Genomic DNA, 15,199 nt, shown 5'->3' with positions numbered 1-15,199 from the left:
GGCCGTCAGCTTCTGACGTAAGGAAGCAACTTTTTTGTGTGTGAATGGGTATTCCGGGAGTCACTGCTGGCGGTTGAGCTTGCTTGATCGTCAACTCCTCCCCGGCCGTCCGGCATTTGTCGGGCGGCCACTTTTATGCGCTGACGAATTACACCGCCGAGCCCAAAGCAAGGCCGCACCTCCCGAGGGAGATCGTGGGAAATGGCGACGCAGCGCGATGACATGCTCGGCCCCCACCCGGACGTTGCTTCGCTCCGTCCGACCTCCCCCGACGCTGCGCTGGGAGAGGTGTATGCGTACGCTCAACGTGAAAATCCAAAAACCGCACCATTTTGACGAAGCCGCCAACAACGAAGCTCGTCACTCGGAAAGTGACACCACTCCCGCAAGCCCCGCCGGCGCTTCAGCTTCCATCCCGCTCACCCGTCCGCCACGCCAATCGCCCGCCGGTGCCTACCGGCAAACGACACCTTCCGCGACCACCGGGAGCACCGCCGGCGCTTCAGTCCCATCTCGCTCACCCGCCCGCCACGCCAATCGCCCGCCGGTGCAGACCGGCCTAGGTGATACGTTGTAGTTTGGTGACGCGACCTGTGCCGACCCATTCGGCCACGAAGATGTCTCCGTTGGCGGCGAAGCAGGCGTCGTGAGGGTGGACGAATTCACCGGCTCGCCATTTGTCTGGCTGGCCACGCAGGTTCTTCACCTCGCCAAGTCGGTCTATCGCGGTGCCCAACTGAGCGACCACTTTGTTGTTCTCGTCCAGCAGCGTTACGCGAGCCTTCAGTTCCGGCACGAGCATCAGGTTCTTCCACGTGTCGACGTTTGCCGGCAGGCCGTAGCCGGTTAGTGTTTCCTGATACTTGCCATCCATGTCGAAGATCTGCAGCGTGTTGTGAGCTCGATCGGTCACAACAATGGTCGGCTTGCGCCCGGGCCGTTTGTCAATCCATAAACCGTGGGCGGTCTTGAATGTGCCTTCGCCATCGCCCGCGCCGCCGAAGCTGTTGACCCAATTCGCGTCTTTGTCGTAGCGGTGAATGTGAAACGAGCCGTAGCCGTCTGCGAGCAGGAAGCCACCGTCGTCCAGAAAGGCGAAGTTGGTCGGGAGAAAACCCTGGCGAGTCCAGGTGGCCGTTTTGTTGGTGTCTTCCCCTTTGGCGTAGACGCCGGATTCCATGGGGGCTCGTTTATGCCAAACGGTTTCACCGGTCAGCGTCATCTTCTCGAAGCATTTGACATGCTGGTAAGCGGCCACGTAGAGAAACTCTTCATTGCCTTCCTGCCGCACTTCGATGCCATGGCCGCCTCCCTGGAACTGCTGCCCAAACGCGCGGATGAAATTGCGATCGGCGTCAAAAACAAAGATCGAAGGATGGTCGGTCTGATCTTTGCGACCTTCGTGAATCACGTACAGGTTGCCCGCTTTGTCGACCGCGACATTATGAGTCGTCTGCCAGGAATACTTGTCGGGCAGCTTTGGCCAGTCGTGCTGCACGCGATATTTGTAGTCGCCTTCGCCAACAATCACTTCCTGACTGGTGCGGCTGGCAGTAAATCCCATTGGGGCTGCCGTCAAAAACGCGGCTCCGGCGGCGCTTGTGGTCAAAAAGTCGCGACGTGATCGTTTCTTTGAGTCAGCAGCCATGTTGGGACTTTCCAAAAGGATGGGCCGTAGAATGTACGCCTAATGCAAATGCGCGTATTCCAGAAATGTGAGTGACCAGGATAATATGATACCCAGCCCCAATGCCACCGTAAGCTGAACTTTGTTATGAGCGTGAAATTCCATCTCCGGCAGTAAGTCGCTGAGTGAGATGCAGATAAAGACGCCGGCTGAAAATGCGAGGGCCGTTCCCAGTAGTTCCTGCTGATAGCCGGCGAACTGGCGAACGCCCAACAGGAACAGGGCTGCTCCCAGAGGGCACATCATGGAGAACCCGGCGTTCACCAGCATCATCGATCGTCGCGTCCAGCCGCTGGCGGCCATCAGAGATGTAATCGAAACGGCGTCTAACGGCTTGTGCAGCAGGACCGCCAGAAACGTGGCCAGGCCCAACCATTGCGAACCGCTGATTTGCTGAGCCTGAGCGTGAACGCTGGCGGCAAGGGCGAGTCCATCGATCAGCGTATGAAGGCTTAGCCCCAATGCGATTCCAAACCAGCTTAGTCCATGCGTGTGTCCATGCGAATGACATTCGGCCGCGCTATGGCCTTCGCCCGTCGTGACCAGGTCGACTGAGACTGCATCATGATCGTGGTCATGGTCGTGACCGCAATCGGTAGAACCGTCCTTGTGCAGCATTCTGACGGGTTCATGGTTGTGAAAATGAAACAGTCTCAGCAGGACGAACATCATCACGATCCCGACCATCATCCAGTTGGCGGCGATGTTGGCCTGATGTAATTCATGAACAGCATGCGGCATCAGATGGAGCACGCCGATGCCCAGCATCAATCCGCCCACAAAGCTGATAATGGTTTGCATGCGGGTATGGGTTAGCTCCATCACGAATGGCAGAGCGCCTCCCAGCAACGACGCCACCACGATCAATGCGCAATAGATGGCCAGAATGGTGATCGACCAGGACGACGGAGCCGCGTCGGTGTTCGGGGCTGGAGGAGCGGGCAGTCGAACCGTTTCGTTCGGTGAAATCGCAGCAGTCTCGTCGCCACTGGTATCCTGGGCGCGCGCCGTTTGGTTCCCGCCGCAGAACAAGGCGAACAAAGAAAGCGACACCAACAACAGAACCAGAAACCGCATACCAGGTCGACACCGACAGGGGGAGTGAATCGGACGAGGCCACATCAATCTGCGGCCAAGGCAGACTAGATCGAGTTTCGTTCACTTTCGAGCAGCGACGCGTTCTTATTTGCAACTTCGTTGTGCAAAGGGCTTTCAGCGACGTGACGAGAGAATCGAGACTCCGGTCGGTTCTCGGATTTGGCTACCGATGGGAGCGACGCATTTTTTCCTAAGCGTGAGCTCAAACCTGCTGGCGGTCGGATTTGGCGCCTCAAAAGAAGATCGGGCGAGTCATCCTGCGGGATGATGACTCGCCCGATAGAAACGCCGACAATCACAGGAAAGCAACTTAGGCCAAGGAGGAGAAAGCCGTTGCTGCTTCACTAACTGCGGGTCATGGGATTGACTCGTTAAAAACCTGTGACGGAATCAGAACAATTCCTTTTGTCGTGGGAAACCGGCCCACTGCGGGGTAGAACCGGTGACCGCTTCGCGTTCCTGAGGGAGATGCTTTCGTTGATTTCGCTGTAAATTGGACTCCTTCACCGGCCCTGTTCCGGTGGCTTCGAAGCCTGTACGGCGAGGCAAGCCTGAAGGCGAAAAGTAGGGGGCCGATGGCGGCTGGGCTTGTCGATTCGTCGGAACACGCCTTCGATCGACGGGAGGCCGTTGTGGCAGTACCGTCTTGTCGACCGCAGTCGGCGCGGGAGCCTGGAATGTGGACGATCGATATGGCTGTTCGCTGCGTGACGCAGAATTCGATGATTCGTTGACCGTCCGCTGCTGAGGAGTCGCCGCCAGATCCTGCTGTGGCAGTTCTCGGAAAAGACCGGTTGCACTTGAGGCGGCGTCGGAATGCATGGCGACCGTGCGCTGCTGTGTCTGGTTTTGTGGGGCGTTGAATTCACCAGTTGGTGTCGCCGCTCGATCTATGTCAGTCTGCGTTTCGCTATCCGGACTTTGCGAACGCACTGTGGCATTCGAGGCGTATTCGTCAAGAATCGCTGGGCGAGCGGCATCCTGACCGCGAACGACGGCTGCTGAGGCCAGCATATCGCCTGTCGGTGTGTTCAGCTTCGGCATGCCGGCCAGCACCCAACCTTTCCAGTTGGTTTCCAAAGATTCGACGCCGCCGTGGTGGTAGTTTTTCTTGATGGCCTTCGTCCAGCCAAGCCGGTTGCCATCTTCCAGGAACTGCAGATACTTTTTGCGACCGCCCTGCTGCACAAGAAAATCGGCAAGAGCGTAGCCTTCGGAATACATGATCAGCATGGGGCGATAGCCCTTGGGGTATTCCTTCATGGTGAGCAGCTTGTCCAGGTTGATGAATTCGCGATCGCTGTTGATCACCTGATTCAGCAAACTGAGCTGCTTGACTTGTTCCGAGCGATGCTCAAACAACGTAGCCGCACCTTCATCGGCCCAGCGAGGCAACGGGCGGCGGAAGTGGCATGCGAAGATTGTGTGATTTACTTCGTGGGGCAATACGGAGTCGAGAATCCGTTCCAGCGATCCCTGAACGTACATGTCCCAGTTCAGGACTTCGTTGCCAACAAACTGAAAACGAGTTTCGCCGCCAGCCCCCATCGACCCCGGCCGAACTCGCAGCTTGCAGGGGCGAGACCAATTGGGCAGCGGCTGGTCGAGCCAGAAGACGGCAAGGTCGCGTCGGTACACTTCAGCGGCTTCGCCAACCTTCTGAGCAATCTCAGCGGTGGGTGCCGTTACGGTGAAGTTTGGCGTTTGGAAGCCCGCTCCTGTCGAAATAAACAACGACAGCGTAACGAGGCTAAATCGCAGAATCGAAGCGTCCATGCTCGGCCCGTGCGTGTATGTGATTCAGTGTTTTTCCCGGCACCTGCGATTCAGTGAAGTCTCGCATACGCCGCCTTCGGCAAATCCATTCGTCGAAGTCAGTCCTACCAGCAGCAAATGCCGAACCAGTCCATGGGCGAAGCAGGCAGTTTTTCGCCTCCGTGACGCAATGTATTGTGAATAAACAGGTTGTGGCGTTTTCGGTGAGACGGCCGAAACACGGTGAACCGAATGCGTCTGGCAAATTTTGCAGATGTTACAAACCGGCCGCCGTATTTGTCGTTTCTACAGTGACGAACACCTGTACAGGCACCGGCAGTTTTGAGTTTAGCCATTCTACGGCTGGCACTGTTCGTCGCACGCTGGCTGGCCGTCGTTGCGGCGATGGACGATTTAAGAGTGTAGAACGCGTCGTTCGCCCAGGTTACCCGCTTCTTCAAGTCTGCAACCGCCTGCCGCTATGATTTTAGTTCCTATATTCCTGATGCTGTTCGCCGCCTGGATGCTGTGGGGCTGGTCCGTCGGAGAATCGAAGAACATCAAATGGCTGCGCCAGTGGTGTGCTCCAACCTTTGTGGTGACCTCAGTCATCCTCGCCGCTGGAGCAGGCGCGTTTTTGTCGCGAGCGATCACGCGGCAACAGGTTCGTGGCGAAGTGGTGAAGCTGCTTGAAAACGTGGAATTGCGAGTCCGCACCGGCGGTGCTGACAAGGTGATTTCTGAGATCCAGGCAACAGACCACAGCGACGACCCCGATCGCGACGCGTTCGATATTCTTGACCATTTAACGGTCATGAATAAGAATCTCGCGCCCACGTCCACAGAGATCGCTCGTGAACCAGCTGGTCCGCAGATGCATTAAATCCTAGCGCAGCCCGTCAGTGACGATTTTCCTGGTCGCTCGCAGAACGCCTTCGGCCACGTTGTGCAGGAAACCGCGATCCAGCGTTTCGGGAGTATCCGACGGAAGGTGGTAGTGCGGATTCCGCATGAAACTGGTGTCGGTAATCATCAACGCAGCGAACCCTTCGTCCCAAAAGGGGCTATGGTCGCTTAGCCGCGTGGGCGGAAACGTCAGGCCGTTGTCGGGGACCTGCAGCGATTCGCACGGCAGATTGGGAACGCTGTTGAACGCTCGGCTGAAGTGCCTGATCAGCGGATCCGAAACCTGATTGCCAACGATGCCGATAAAGTTACCCGTATCCGGAAACCGATCCGCAAGTTCCGGCGGGAATGTCTGACTGCCCGGCTTTTCGCTGCAATAACCCAGCATTTCCAGAGACACCATGCCGCACACGCTTTCTCCGGCAGCTCGGCACGACGCAGCGTGATAGGCTCCGCCCAGCATGCCATTTTCTTCCAGATCAAACACAGCCAGCTCAAGCTGCACGGGCGTTGAGACCGCAGCGTCTGCCGTGAGTTCCGGACCCAGAAGGCGGGCGACTTCCAGCAGCACAGCGACGGCCGACGCGTTGTCGTCCGCGCCTGGCGTTTCCGGGCGGGAATCAAGGTGAGCTCCCAGGATAAACTTCGCTCCGCCTTCCGCCTGGTTGGCGCTGGTGGTGACGAGGTTTATGCCTTTCCGTGAGGTTCCCGCGCTGTCGGCCGCTTCGAAGTTGCGGCGTTCGACCTGCCAACCGGCCGAGTTCAGGATTTGTTCGCAGTACTGCCGACATTCCTCCAGTCGATCAGATTCCGCAGGGCGAGGTTTGTTGGCGAGCCATTCCAAATCGGCCCAAATCCGCTGAATATCCGTTTCGATTTCCATACCTGACACTTTTTATGATGAGGCTGAGCCTCGACCCGAATCGAGCTACTGCACGGAAACGCTCCCGTTAGTCGCTCCGATGCCGGACTCAATATGACTGGAACTGCTGTCCAGGAGATCTCATTCCAATTAAAAACAGAAGAGATTCCTGAACTTGCTTCCGAACATGAACCGAGTATATTGTGTCGACCTCGGGGCGGCCTGTCGAAGGTGCGTCGCGACGGAGAGATGGCAGAGTGGCCGAATGCGCATCATTGCTAATGATGTGTCCGGGTCAAACTGGACCGCGGGTTCGAATCCCGCTCTCTCCGCTTCAAAAATTTACGTCCTCGTAGAGACTGGCATTGCCGGAATTTGCGAGGACGTTTTTTTGTTCAAACGCATGTTGGTGGCAGCACGATCTGTCCGCTTTTGAGCGTCTACGATGGTGGACGTTGCTTTTCGATGGTTTCTCGCAGTCGCTGCAGCACATCGTCCACGTTTCGGGCCGCCTGCAGGCAAACGTATTCGAGCGACTTGCCGCCGCAGCTGATGTCCAGGTTGAGTTCGGCGAATACAGCGGCCGTTTCCGGGTGTTCGACAATCCAGTCCGGAATGCTGTCGTGAAGATCGCAGTTCATGGATTTCCCCTTAAGAATGGTCCGGGCGGTGATCGGCCAGCCACTCTGTGACACTGGCACGAATCGCGCCGCCGACCTGCTCTTCATCGCCCCTGACAATCGCTCCAGCGGCTGACAAAGCGTCGGTGTGAATGTGGTACCGTGAACGCACCAGGACCGTCGCCGACGGGTTCATCGCGCGGACAAGTTCGACAATGGACAGTGTCGATCGGAAATGCGGAAGCGTAACGATGACCAGCTGAGCGTCACCGATCGACGCATGCTGCAGCACGTCTGACGATGTGGCATCTCCAAGGTGGCCGTCGAACCCGAATTCCTTTGCTTTGCTGACGCCTTCGTGGTTGAGTTCTATGACTGTCACCCTGAGTTTGGAGTTCATCAGTGGAGTCGTGGCCAGTTGTGCCGTCGGTCCGAATCCGATCACGACCACATCTGACGAATGGGGCTGGCCGCCGGATTCGTCGTCGCCGTTTGCCGCTTCTCCCAACAGCCGCGCCAGTCGGTCACCCCATTGCGGTGCTTTGGGAACGATGTAGGCACTCATGAAGAATGAGACAATAGTGACCGACACCACCAGCGCGTACACGTCATCCGGCACGACTCCTGACACTCGGCCAATTGCGCCCAGCACAAACGCGAATTCGCCCACCTGTCCAAGGGCGAGACCAGTTGCGGCGGCGACTCGCAACGATTGACCGAACACCAGAAAGACGGCGGCGACAATCAGGCCTTTCCCGACCGTCAATGCGAATGCGGCTCCGGCGACCCAGTGGGCGTGTGAAATGATCCACAGCGGATCTGCCACCATTCCGGCCGAACTGAAAAACAGGGTCAGCAGCACGACCTGCAGCGGAGACACGTCGGCTCGAATTTGCGTCGCAAACGGCGAACTGCCAAGCAGCATGCCTGCCACGAACGCGCCCAGTGCGGGCGAGATTCCCGCCGAATGAGAAGCCCAGGCCGCTCCCAAGCCGGTCGCGACTGCGAAGATCATGGTCAATTCACGGTTGCGGTGCAGCGTTAGAGTGCCCAATGACATGACGGCAATCTTTGTCAGCAAAAGCAGGCCGGTCACTAGTCCGGCGGCCATCAACAGCAGTCGGCCAATGTTCCATGCAACTTCGGTCGCACTGCCTTCGCCGCCGAGAATCGTCATCAGTAGTGCCAGCGGTACGACGGCCATATCCTGCGTCAGCAACACGCCCAGGCTGTTGCGACCGTGCGGCATTTCCATCTCACCGCGTTCCATCAGAATTCGCAGCACAACGGCGGTGCTGCTAAGCGAGACCATCGCACCGAAGGCAATGGCTTCGCGAATGCTCAGGCCCAGCAGCATGGCACCGGAAAATGCCAGCACGATGGTCAGTGAAATCTGAGCCGCGCCGCCGAGCAGTGGTTTTGCGCCGAGTTTCTTTAGTCGGGGGATGGAGAATTCCAGTCCGAGGCTGAACAGCAATAAGGCCACGCCGAGTTCCGCAATTGCCTCGATTTCGCCCCCAGCCTGCACGGCGTTGATGCTGCCCGGTCCGCCCAGCATCATTCCCGCCAGCAAATAACCCACGATTGGGCTCTGGCCGAGCCGGGAAAACACGCCGCCGATGATCAGCGACGCTGACAGCAAGACGACGATGTCACGAAGAATAATCCAAAGGTCCAAAAGGTCCGCTCCGCTTTCATGAATGATGGTTTGCGCGGCAACGATACCACAATCTGAGGCCATTCGGACGTCAATACTCAGCCGCAGCGACTGCTCTCACCTATGGGGCCTGAAGCGGTTTCGATCACAATGAGGCTGAAAATGGCGGACTTCGGCTTCTGCGGGACAACAATTACCGCAATTGGACGAGTGCACGAGCTAAACTACACAGCGGGCCGAGGTGACCGCCGGGCTCGCAAGTTTGGCGCGGCTGAATTTTCACTTACGATGCTGATGCACTCGCAGCGTGGCCATTCTGACGACCTCGACCCGCGACAACACGTTTGATACCGAGTATAATCCTCGCTCACTCCCTCCTGTATCCTGCTTCTCTGGCTGCACAAATCCCTCATGGCTTCATCTGATATCCAGCCCGGCCTGCTTCGCAAAATGACCGTGCGTCGCGTACTGGAATGTCTTCAACAACTCGGACCGCTTTCACGAGCTGACCTGACTCGGGAAACCGGCATCAGCGCGCCTACGGTCTCGAAGGCAGTGGCTGACTTGCTGGATTCCGGCCTGCTGGAAGAAGGGGCTGCCCCGGACAACGTTCTCGGGCGTCCTGGCAAGCGACTGCAACTGGCTCAGGATCGAGCCCAGGTGCTGGGCGTTGTGCTCGACGCCGGAACCTGTGACGTTGTGGCAGCGTCGCTGGACGGAGCCATCCATCAGGAAATGACCACCACGTTTGCAACGCCCAGCCGGTATGACAATCTGCGGCAACTGATGTCGGACGCCGTCTGCGATATGATCGCGTCGTCCACGGCCACCACGCTGGGAATTGGCATCAGCATGCCTGGTCTGACGGATGAGAACGCTCAACGCAATCTGTTTTCACCGAACCTGCACGCGATCAACCAGCAGAATCCTGCGGCCGATCTGTTTGCCGCGACGGGAGTGACCGCCATCGCGATGCAGGATGCTCGAGCGCTGTGCATGGCCGAACGCCTGTACGGGAATGCGCGTGGGCTTCACGATTTCGCGATGCTGGATGTTTCAACTGGTCTGGGGCTCGGCGTCTTTAGCGGTGGTGAGTTGCTGTCCGGGCACAACGGATTCGCTGGTGAACTGGGTCATATCACAGTGGATCCGACCGGAAAACTTTGTGGCTGCGGCAATCATGGCTGCCTGGAAACGCTCGCAACAGACACGGCTCTTGCTGCCATGATTTCCGATCGCCTGGGCGAACGGCTTTCAGCGGAAGTTGTGATCGAACGACTCCACAACGGCGAATTGCAGGCTCCGCAGGAAGTGAACCGCGTGTGCGAATATCTCGCGATCGCGATGGCCTCAGTCATCAACCTGTTCAATCCGTCCAACCTGTTGATTCATGGTGGTTTTCCATCGATCAGCGAATCTATTCTGCCTCAGGTTATTCGGATGACTCAACGCCGAGCCCTCGCGCCATCATTTGAACGGTGCGAAATCAAGACGGCTGCCACCACCAAGCAGCTGGCCGCCATCGCCGCAATTGTGCATCACCTGACGTGTGCAGCCGGACCTCGAGTTTCCGACTGACGCATCGATGCAACCACGCTCATGAAGCTGCTCATACCGAACTTCAATTTCGAAGATCAGCTTCTGCAACGCGCAACGAAACCGACTCCGCAGACTCATCGAGCATTAGCTGAACTGGCTCCGCTAATGGCGTTGCTGGCTGACAATGGCGACGTGGTTCAATGCCCGCAGGCCGTTGATCGAACTCAGTTTCCGCCGTCGCTAAACCACGCGAAATTCTCCGTCGAACAACCCACCTGCGGTGCGGACCCTTGCCGCGTTTTGCCTTGGGGGTGGACCCGGGAAACGGTTGAATCGGCGATCGCCTGCGGAATGCCATCGCAGCAAATTCCGTCGCTGGATGCTGTAAGACTCATCAACAGTCGTGAATTCAACGCTCGTTTTGACGAGGTCGCTGACGGCAACCGGCAACATCTGCCGTTTGGCACCGCATCGTTCGGCACGGAATGTTTCACGCTCGACGAATGGCAATCGGCCGTCAAAAAGCTGGCCGCGTTCGGCTACGACCGCTGGGCAGCGAAGCCGCAATTTAGTCACGCTGGCCGAAACCGACTGCTCGCCCAGGGGACAAGCTTAAATCCGGCGCAACTCGGCTGGCTGAACAAGCAACTGCGGGATCCGCGTGGCGTTTATCTGGAACCATGGGTGCAGCCGCTTGAGCAGGCTGGTCTGCAGTTTGAGGTCATTCGGGACGAGGCAGGCGGTGTAAACATTGGCTGCGTCGGCGTGACTCAGCTTCTGACCGATCATGTGGGACGTTATTTCGGCAGCCTGATTCAAGCCGGCGGAATTCAGGAGCTGAAGTGGCAAACGGCAGTCGACTACGGCCACAGGGTTTGTCGTGAGGCTGCGGCTGCCGGTTATTTCGGCCCGATCGGGATCGATGCGTTTCAATTCCGCGACTCAGGTGGTGCGATTGCCACTCGATTGTGCAACGACATCAACGGACGCTATACGATGGGGCGACTGGCGTTGCAGTTGCGGAAAAAGCTGCCGCCCGGCCAGACGGGATTGTGGTGTCAGGTCGCGACCGGCCGGTTTTCCGGATTTCCGGAGACGCTGCCGGAATGGCTTCAACAATGGGGGTTCCCTGACGTAGAAGCAGAAGTGACCAGTCCGCAAGTGATTGGAAATGCGTCGGTCGCCACGAGCACCGTACTTTTTGCAGGAACAAATAAAGGTGCGTTATTGAAACTGGCAGAAACGCTTCAGGCGCCCCGAAAGACTAAATGATCTCCTGCAGACTCTGCCGAATACTGAAACATCAAACCGCAATACGACATCGCTGCCCACCGGGAATACTTCATGACGGATTCAATTCAATCCCACAGTTTACGGCCGTGGTCAGTCGAATGGTTTGAAGCACGCAAGCAGATGATCGGTGAATCGGTGTGTCGACAACTGGGGTTCTACGCGATCCCGGACGACATGCGTCTTTCAGTTGTCATCCCTGTTTACAACGAAGAAAAGACGCTCCGAGAACTGGTGGACCGTGTGCGCGAAGTGCCAATTCGCAAAGAGCTGATTTTGGTTAACGACTGCAGTCGCGATGGTTCGCGTGAGATCATGCAGCAATTGGTCGAAGAAGGGGGCGACGACGACTTCAACCGAATTCGTGCCTTTCACCACGAAGTTAACCAGGGCAAAGGCGCTGCTTTGCGCACCGGGTTTGGCCATGTCGAGGGTGACATCGTGATCATTCAGGATGCGGACATGGAATACGATCCCAGCGAATATCCGCGTTTGCTGCGCCCGATTGTCGAAGACAAAGCAGATGTGGTCTACGGCAGCCGTTTTCTGGGCGACCAGGCTCACCGAGTTCTCTACTACTGGCACTACCTGGGCAACAAATTTCTCACAGTGCTTTCGAACTGCTTTACCAACCTGAATCTGACGGACATGGAAACCTGCTACAAGGTCTTCCGCCGCAGCGTGGTCGACGAATTGACACCCCGGCTGGTTCAGAATCGCTTCGGTTTCGAACCGGAAATTACGGCTCGAATCGCTCGCCGCCGCTACCGAGTTTACGAAATGTCGGTCAGCTATTCCGGACGCACGTATGCAGAAGGCAAGCACATCGGCTGGAAAGACGGCTTCACCGCGCTGTGGTGCATCGTCCGGTTTGGCGTGGCGGATTGACGGATCGAACTCGCGGAAGTCGCTTTTCTGAGCATTCCGTAACAAAAGCGAACCCCTCTGGCATCGCCGCACTCATGAGGCGTGTGTAGAATGTGCCCTCGATGACTCACTTTTCCGGAAAGTCCCATGCGCAGCGAATCTGAAGTTCTATTCGACGATACCCCGTTCAAAATCCCGGTTGCGGAACGAGTCACTCGGTTGCCGCCGTACATGTTTGGCGCCATCAACAAACGAAAGTACCAGTTGCGCGTCGACGGCGTGGATGTGATCGACCTGGGCATGGGAAATCCGACCGACCCGCCGGACCCGCTGATCGTCCAGAAGATCGAAGAAGCACTCGCAGATTCCCGCAACCATCGGTATTCCGTTAGCAACGGAATCGGCAACCTTCGCAAAGAAGTGTCGTCACGCTACTGGAAGCGATACGGCGTGCGGCTGGACCACAATGACGAGGTGCTGGCATGCATTGGTTCGAAGGAAGGCTTCAGCCACATGTGCCTTGCTCTAATGGGCCCCGGCGACACCGCGATCGTCCCGTCGCCCTACTTTCCCGTGCATGTGTACGCTGTCATGCTGGCGTCTGGAAACGTGATTACGTTAGATACTCGCGAGCCTGAAAAGTTTCTGCAGAACATCGCGTACACGTGCGAGAACCTCGTGCCGAAGCCCAAAGTGGTCGTGGTCAACTTTCCGCACAATCCCACGGCCACGGTGATTGAATCAGATTTCTACGTCGACCTGGTGAAACTCGCCAAGAAGCATGGCTTCCTCGTGATCAGCGATTTCGCGTACGCCGACATCTGTTACGACGGCTACGAAGCTCCCAGCTTTCTGGCAACACCGGGTGCCATCGACGTGGGCGTGGAAATGACGTCTATGAGCAAGAGCTACAGCATGGCCGGTTGGCGTATTGGTTTCTGCTGCGGCAACAGTGAAATGGTGCGAGCCCTCGCCACGATCAAGGGGTACTACGACTACGGCATTTTTCAGCCGATTCAGATCGCCGCGATTGTCGCCATGCGACATTGCGATGCGGCTGTAGAAAGCATTACGACGGAGTACCAAAGTCGTCGCGATGTTTTGTGCGAAGGGCTGACGCGGCTGGGCTGGAATATCACTCCACCCAAAGCTGGCATGTTTGTCTGGGCCGATATGCCTGAAGCCTGGAAGCACATGGGCTCCATCGAATTTGCCATGAAGCTGTTAAACGAAGGCGGAGTGGCCGTCAGCCCTGGTCGCGGTTTCGGCGACGACGGCGAAGGCTGCCTGCGTCTGGCCATCGTCGAAAACAGTCAACGCCTGCGACAGGCCGTACGGCAAATTGATAAGTGCCTGACCAAAGTCGAAGCCCCAGCTTAACGCCAGCGAGCTTCCGTCCAGCAGACGCACCGCCCACCGTTTTTCAAGCAGAGCGAGGGGCCGTGCTATGCAAGGCCGCGCCTCCGATTCGGTGGTCGCTTAGCTTAGCATCACGGCTCGACCGGCTCCCAGGCCCATCGCGAATTTCAGCACGACAACCACAAGCAGGAGGAGGATGGGGTACGTCCAGCCTGCGGTGAAGTCGTACAGGCTGCCAAACAGCGTGGGGCCTGTGGCCGCGACCAAATAGCCGATCGACTGAGACATTCCGGAAAGTTCAGTGGCACTGTCGGCGTCGTGAGATCGCAGCACGATGAACAGCAGGGCCAGTCCGAAGGATCCGCCCAGCACGAAGCCGATCACCAGCACCCACAGAATTAGCCAGGCAGATTCGACAAACAACAGTCCGGCCAACCCAGCCGTTTCCAGGATCAGGAGAAATGTCACGACTCCGCGTTGATCTTTTTTTCGGCCGGCAACAACAGGAATGATCAGCGATCCCACAATGCCCATCGCCTGCGACAGTGAGAGCATCCAGCCGGAATAGGTCGAGTTGTAGCCTCGGTCTACCAAAATTGCGGGCAGCCAGGCCAATACGACGTAGAACGTGAACGACTGCAACCCCATGAACAGGGCCACTTGCCAGGCGAGTGTAGAAGTGCCCAGATCCTTCATCGTTTCTTTGTAGCTGCGCTTGTTTTCCGACTTCGGAAGGCGTTGCAATTGAGGCCACCAAACGAAAAATGCCAGCACGGCTGGAATCGCCCAGACGCCCAATGAACCTCGCCAGCCGAGGCCGAATTGTGCCGCCAATGGCACACTGATCCCCGCTGCCATTGAAGCGCCCAACCCCATGCCGCTGGAATAGAGGCTGGTGACAAATCCGGAGTTCTCCGAAAAATTTCGCTTCACCAGGCTCGGTAGCAGGACGTTTCCAAACGCAATCGCGATGCCCACGAACACCGTTCCCAGATACAGGGCCGCAATCGCTGACACGGACCTTAATCCAGCTCCTGCCGCCAGCAATGCCATTGCGCCAAGTAACGTGCCGCCAATTCCAAAGCGTCGCGTGAACAAAGGAGTCAGCGTGGAGATCACGCCGAACGCCAGCAGCGGAATGGTGGTCAGCAGGCCCAGCATCGAATTGGATAGCCCTGTCGCCTGCCGTATGTCGCCGATTAGCGGTCCCACGCTGGCCAGAGCTGGGCGCAGGTTAACGGCCACCAACAGAATCCCCGCGATCAGAAGAAACTTCTCTGATCGTGCCTGGCTTTCCGTGAGAGTGCTAGTCGCAGTAGTCGAAGTTTCCATCACCCAATCGCTTTTTGTTTTTTCAGGATGGACGCATCGTTTTGCGCAATCCTTTCAAATGAAGTGGCAGTTTAGCTATCTACCGAACCGGGCGTGATCGTGCTCTTCGACGTTCCAGCGATGTGGAATCGCGGCGATGTTGGTCTCAAAACCGGCATTCAGTGTGCAGCCATCAGAGATGGCAGGCCGACGGCTCACAGCACCCTGTTAGACTTTCTGCGGACGAT

12 protein-coding genes and 1 tRNA gene are annotated in these 15,199 nt (G+C 57.3%); 6 read left to right on the top strand and 7 right to left on the bottom strand.

Features of this window, described 5'->3' with window-relative positions; all coding sequences use genetic code 11:
• Window positions 1–559: 559 nt before the first annotated feature.
• The 3 genes from Fuma_RS19585 to Fuma_RS19575 form a co-directional block, all read right to left on the bottom strand.
• Complete coding sequence (locus tag Fuma_RS19585; protein ID WP_077025608.1) at window positions 560–1,648, bottom strand: NHL repeat-containing protein; 1,089 nt, start codon at window positions 1,646–1,648, stop codon at window positions 560–562.
• A 39-nt stretch (window positions 1,649–1,687) separates the two neighbouring features.
• Window positions 1,688–2,764 carry a ZIP family metal transporter gene (locus Fuma_RS19580; RefSeq protein WP_083732168.1) on the bottom strand — a complete coding sequence of 359 codons (1,077 nt, stop codon included), beginning with the start codon at window positions 2,762–2,764 and terminating at the stop codon, window positions 1,688–1,690.
• A gap of 411 nt (window positions 2,765–3,175) precedes the next feature.
• Window positions 3,176–4,561, bottom strand: coding sequence for a hypothetical protein (locus Fuma_RS19575; protein WP_077025607.1), 1,386 nt, complete (start codon window positions 4,559–4,561; stop codon window positions 3,176–3,178).
• A gap of 460 nt (window positions 4,562–5,021) precedes the next feature.
• Here Fuma_RS19575 and Fuma_RS19565 point away from each other — a divergent pair, with 460 nt between their 5' ends.
• On the top strand, window positions 5,022–5,423 hold the full coding sequence (locus Fuma_RS19565) for a hypothetical protein (RefSeq protein ID WP_145944261.1): 402 nt from the start codon (window positions 5,022–5,024) through the stop codon (window positions 5,421–5,423).
• Between the two features lie 3 nt (window positions 5,424–5,426).
• On the opposite strand, the gene Fuma_RS19560 is transcribed toward Fuma_RS19565, so the two are convergent.
• A complete protein-coding gene (locus Fuma_RS19560) occupies window positions 5,427–6,329 on the bottom strand; it encodes a M28 family peptidase (protein ID WP_077025604.1) in 903 nt (300 codons plus the stop codon).
• Between the two features lie 222 nt (window positions 6,330–6,551).
• Between Fuma_RS19560 and Fuma_RS19555 the strand changes: the two genes are divergently transcribed.
• Window positions 6,552–6,640: transfer RNA gene (locus Fuma_RS19555), tRNA-Ser, on the top strand.
• Between the two features lie 108 nt (window positions 6,641–6,748).
• Here Fuma_RS19555 and Fuma_RS19550 read toward each other — a convergent pair.
• The gene (locus tag Fuma_RS19550) at window positions 6,749–6,949 is read right to left on the bottom strand and encodes a hypothetical protein (RefSeq protein ID WP_077025603.1); all 201 of its coding nucleotides are present in this window, start codon (window positions 6,947–6,949) and stop codon (window positions 6,749–6,751) included.
• A gap of 10 nt (window positions 6,950–6,959) precedes the next feature.
• Window positions 6,960–8,669 carry a cation:proton antiporter gene (locus tag Fuma_RS19545; protein WP_077025602.1) on the bottom strand — a complete coding sequence of 570 codons (1,710 nt, stop codon included), beginning with the start codon at window positions 8,667–8,669 and terminating at the stop codon, window positions 6,960–6,962.
• A gap of 327 nt (window positions 8,670–8,996) precedes the next feature.
• Here Fuma_RS19545 and Fuma_RS19535 point away from each other — a divergent pair, with 327 nt between their 5' ends.
• The 4 genes from Fuma_RS19535 (at window position 8,997) to Fuma_RS19520 (ending at window position 13,661) form a co-directional block, all read left to right on the top strand.
• Window positions 8,997–10,163 (top strand): ROK family transcriptional regulator, encoded by a 1,167-nt coding sequence (locus tag Fuma_RS19535; protein ID WP_077025600.1) that lies wholly within the window; start codon window positions 8,997–8,999, stop codon window positions 10,161–10,163.
• 21 nt (window positions 10,164–10,184) lie between these two features.
• Window positions 10,185–11,396: a hypothetical protein gene (locus tag Fuma_RS19530; protein ID WP_077025599.1), complete on the top strand. Its 1,212-nt coding sequence runs from the start codon at window positions 10,185–10,187 to the stop codon at window positions 11,394–11,396.
• A gap of 72 nt (window positions 11,397–11,468) precedes the next feature.
• Entirely contained in the window at window positions 11,469–12,302 is an 834-nt protein-coding gene (locus Fuma_RS19525; RefSeq protein WP_077025598.1) for a glycosyltransferase family 2 protein, read from the top strand.
• Between the two features lie 126 nt (window positions 12,303–12,428).
• Complete coding sequence (locus tag Fuma_RS19520) at window positions 12,429–13,661, top strand: aminotransferase class I/II-fold pyridoxal phosphate-dependent enzyme (RefSeq protein WP_077025597.1); 1,233 nt, start codon at window positions 12,429–12,431, stop codon at window positions 13,659–13,661.
• A gap of 99 nt (window positions 13,662–13,760) precedes the next feature.
• On the opposite strand, the gene Fuma_RS19515 is transcribed toward Fuma_RS19520, so the two are convergent.
• A complete protein-coding gene (locus Fuma_RS19515) occupies window positions 13,761–14,972 on the bottom strand; it encodes a CynX/NimT family MFS transporter (protein WP_077025596.1) in 1,212 nt (403 codons plus the stop codon).
• Window positions 14,973–15,199: the final 227 nt, after the last annotated feature.

The organism is Fuerstiella marisgermanici (genome assembly GCF_001983935.1).
In the GTDB taxonomy this organism is placed as follows: domain Bacteria; phylum Planctomycetota; class Planctomycetia; order Planctomycetales; family Planctomycetaceae; genus Fuerstiella; species Fuerstiella marisgermanici.
The sequence above is the reverse complement of the archived record's forward strand: the minus strand, read 5'-3'. Positions and strand labels throughout refer to the sequence as shown.

Coding starts and splice junctions, on each gene's coding strand:
- Fuma_RS19585 (WP_077025608.1), bottom strand. CDS start 1,648: ATGGCTGCTGACTCAAAGAAACGATCACGTCGCGACTTTTTGACCACA.
- Fuma_RS19580 (WP_083732168.1), bottom strand. CDS start 2,764: ATGCGGTTTCTGGTTCTGTTGTTGGTGTCGCTTTCTTTGTTCGCCTTG.
- Fuma_RS19575 (WP_077025607.1), bottom strand. CDS start 4,561: ATGGACGCTTCGATTCTGCGATTTAGCCTCGTTACGCTGTCGTTGTTT.
- Fuma_RS19565 (WP_145944261.1), top strand. CDS start 5,022: ATGATTTTAGTTCCTATATTCCTGATGCTGTTCGCCGCCTGGATGCTG.
- Fuma_RS19560 (WP_077025604.1), bottom strand. CDS start 6,329: ATGGAAATCGAAACGGATATTCAGCGGATTTGGGCCGATTTGGAATGG.
- Fuma_RS19550 (WP_077025603.1), bottom strand. CDS start 6,949: ATGAACTGCGATCTTCACGACAGCATTCCGGACTGGATTGTCGAACAC.
- Fuma_RS19545 (WP_077025602.1), bottom strand. CDS start 8,669: ATGGCCTCAGATTGTGGTATCGTTGCCGCGCAAACCATCATTCATGAA.
- Fuma_RS19535 (WP_077025600.1), top strand. CDS start 8,997: ATGGCTTCATCTGATATCCAGCCCGGCCTGCTTCGCAAAATGACCGTG.
- Fuma_RS19530 (WP_077025599.1), top strand. CDS start 10,185: ATGAAGCTGCTCATACCGAACTTCAATTTCGAAGATCAGCTTCTGCAA.
- Fuma_RS19525 (WP_077025598.1), top strand. CDS start 11,469: ATGACGGATTCAATTCAATCCCACAGTTTACGGCCGTGGTCAGTCGAA.
- Fuma_RS19520 (WP_077025597.1), top strand. CDS start 12,429: ATGCGCAGCGAATCTGAAGTTCTATTCGACGATACCCCGTTCAAAATC.
- Fuma_RS19515 (WP_077025596.1), bottom strand. CDS start 14,972: ATGGAAACTTCGACTACTGCGACTAGCACTCTCACGGAAAGCCAGGCA.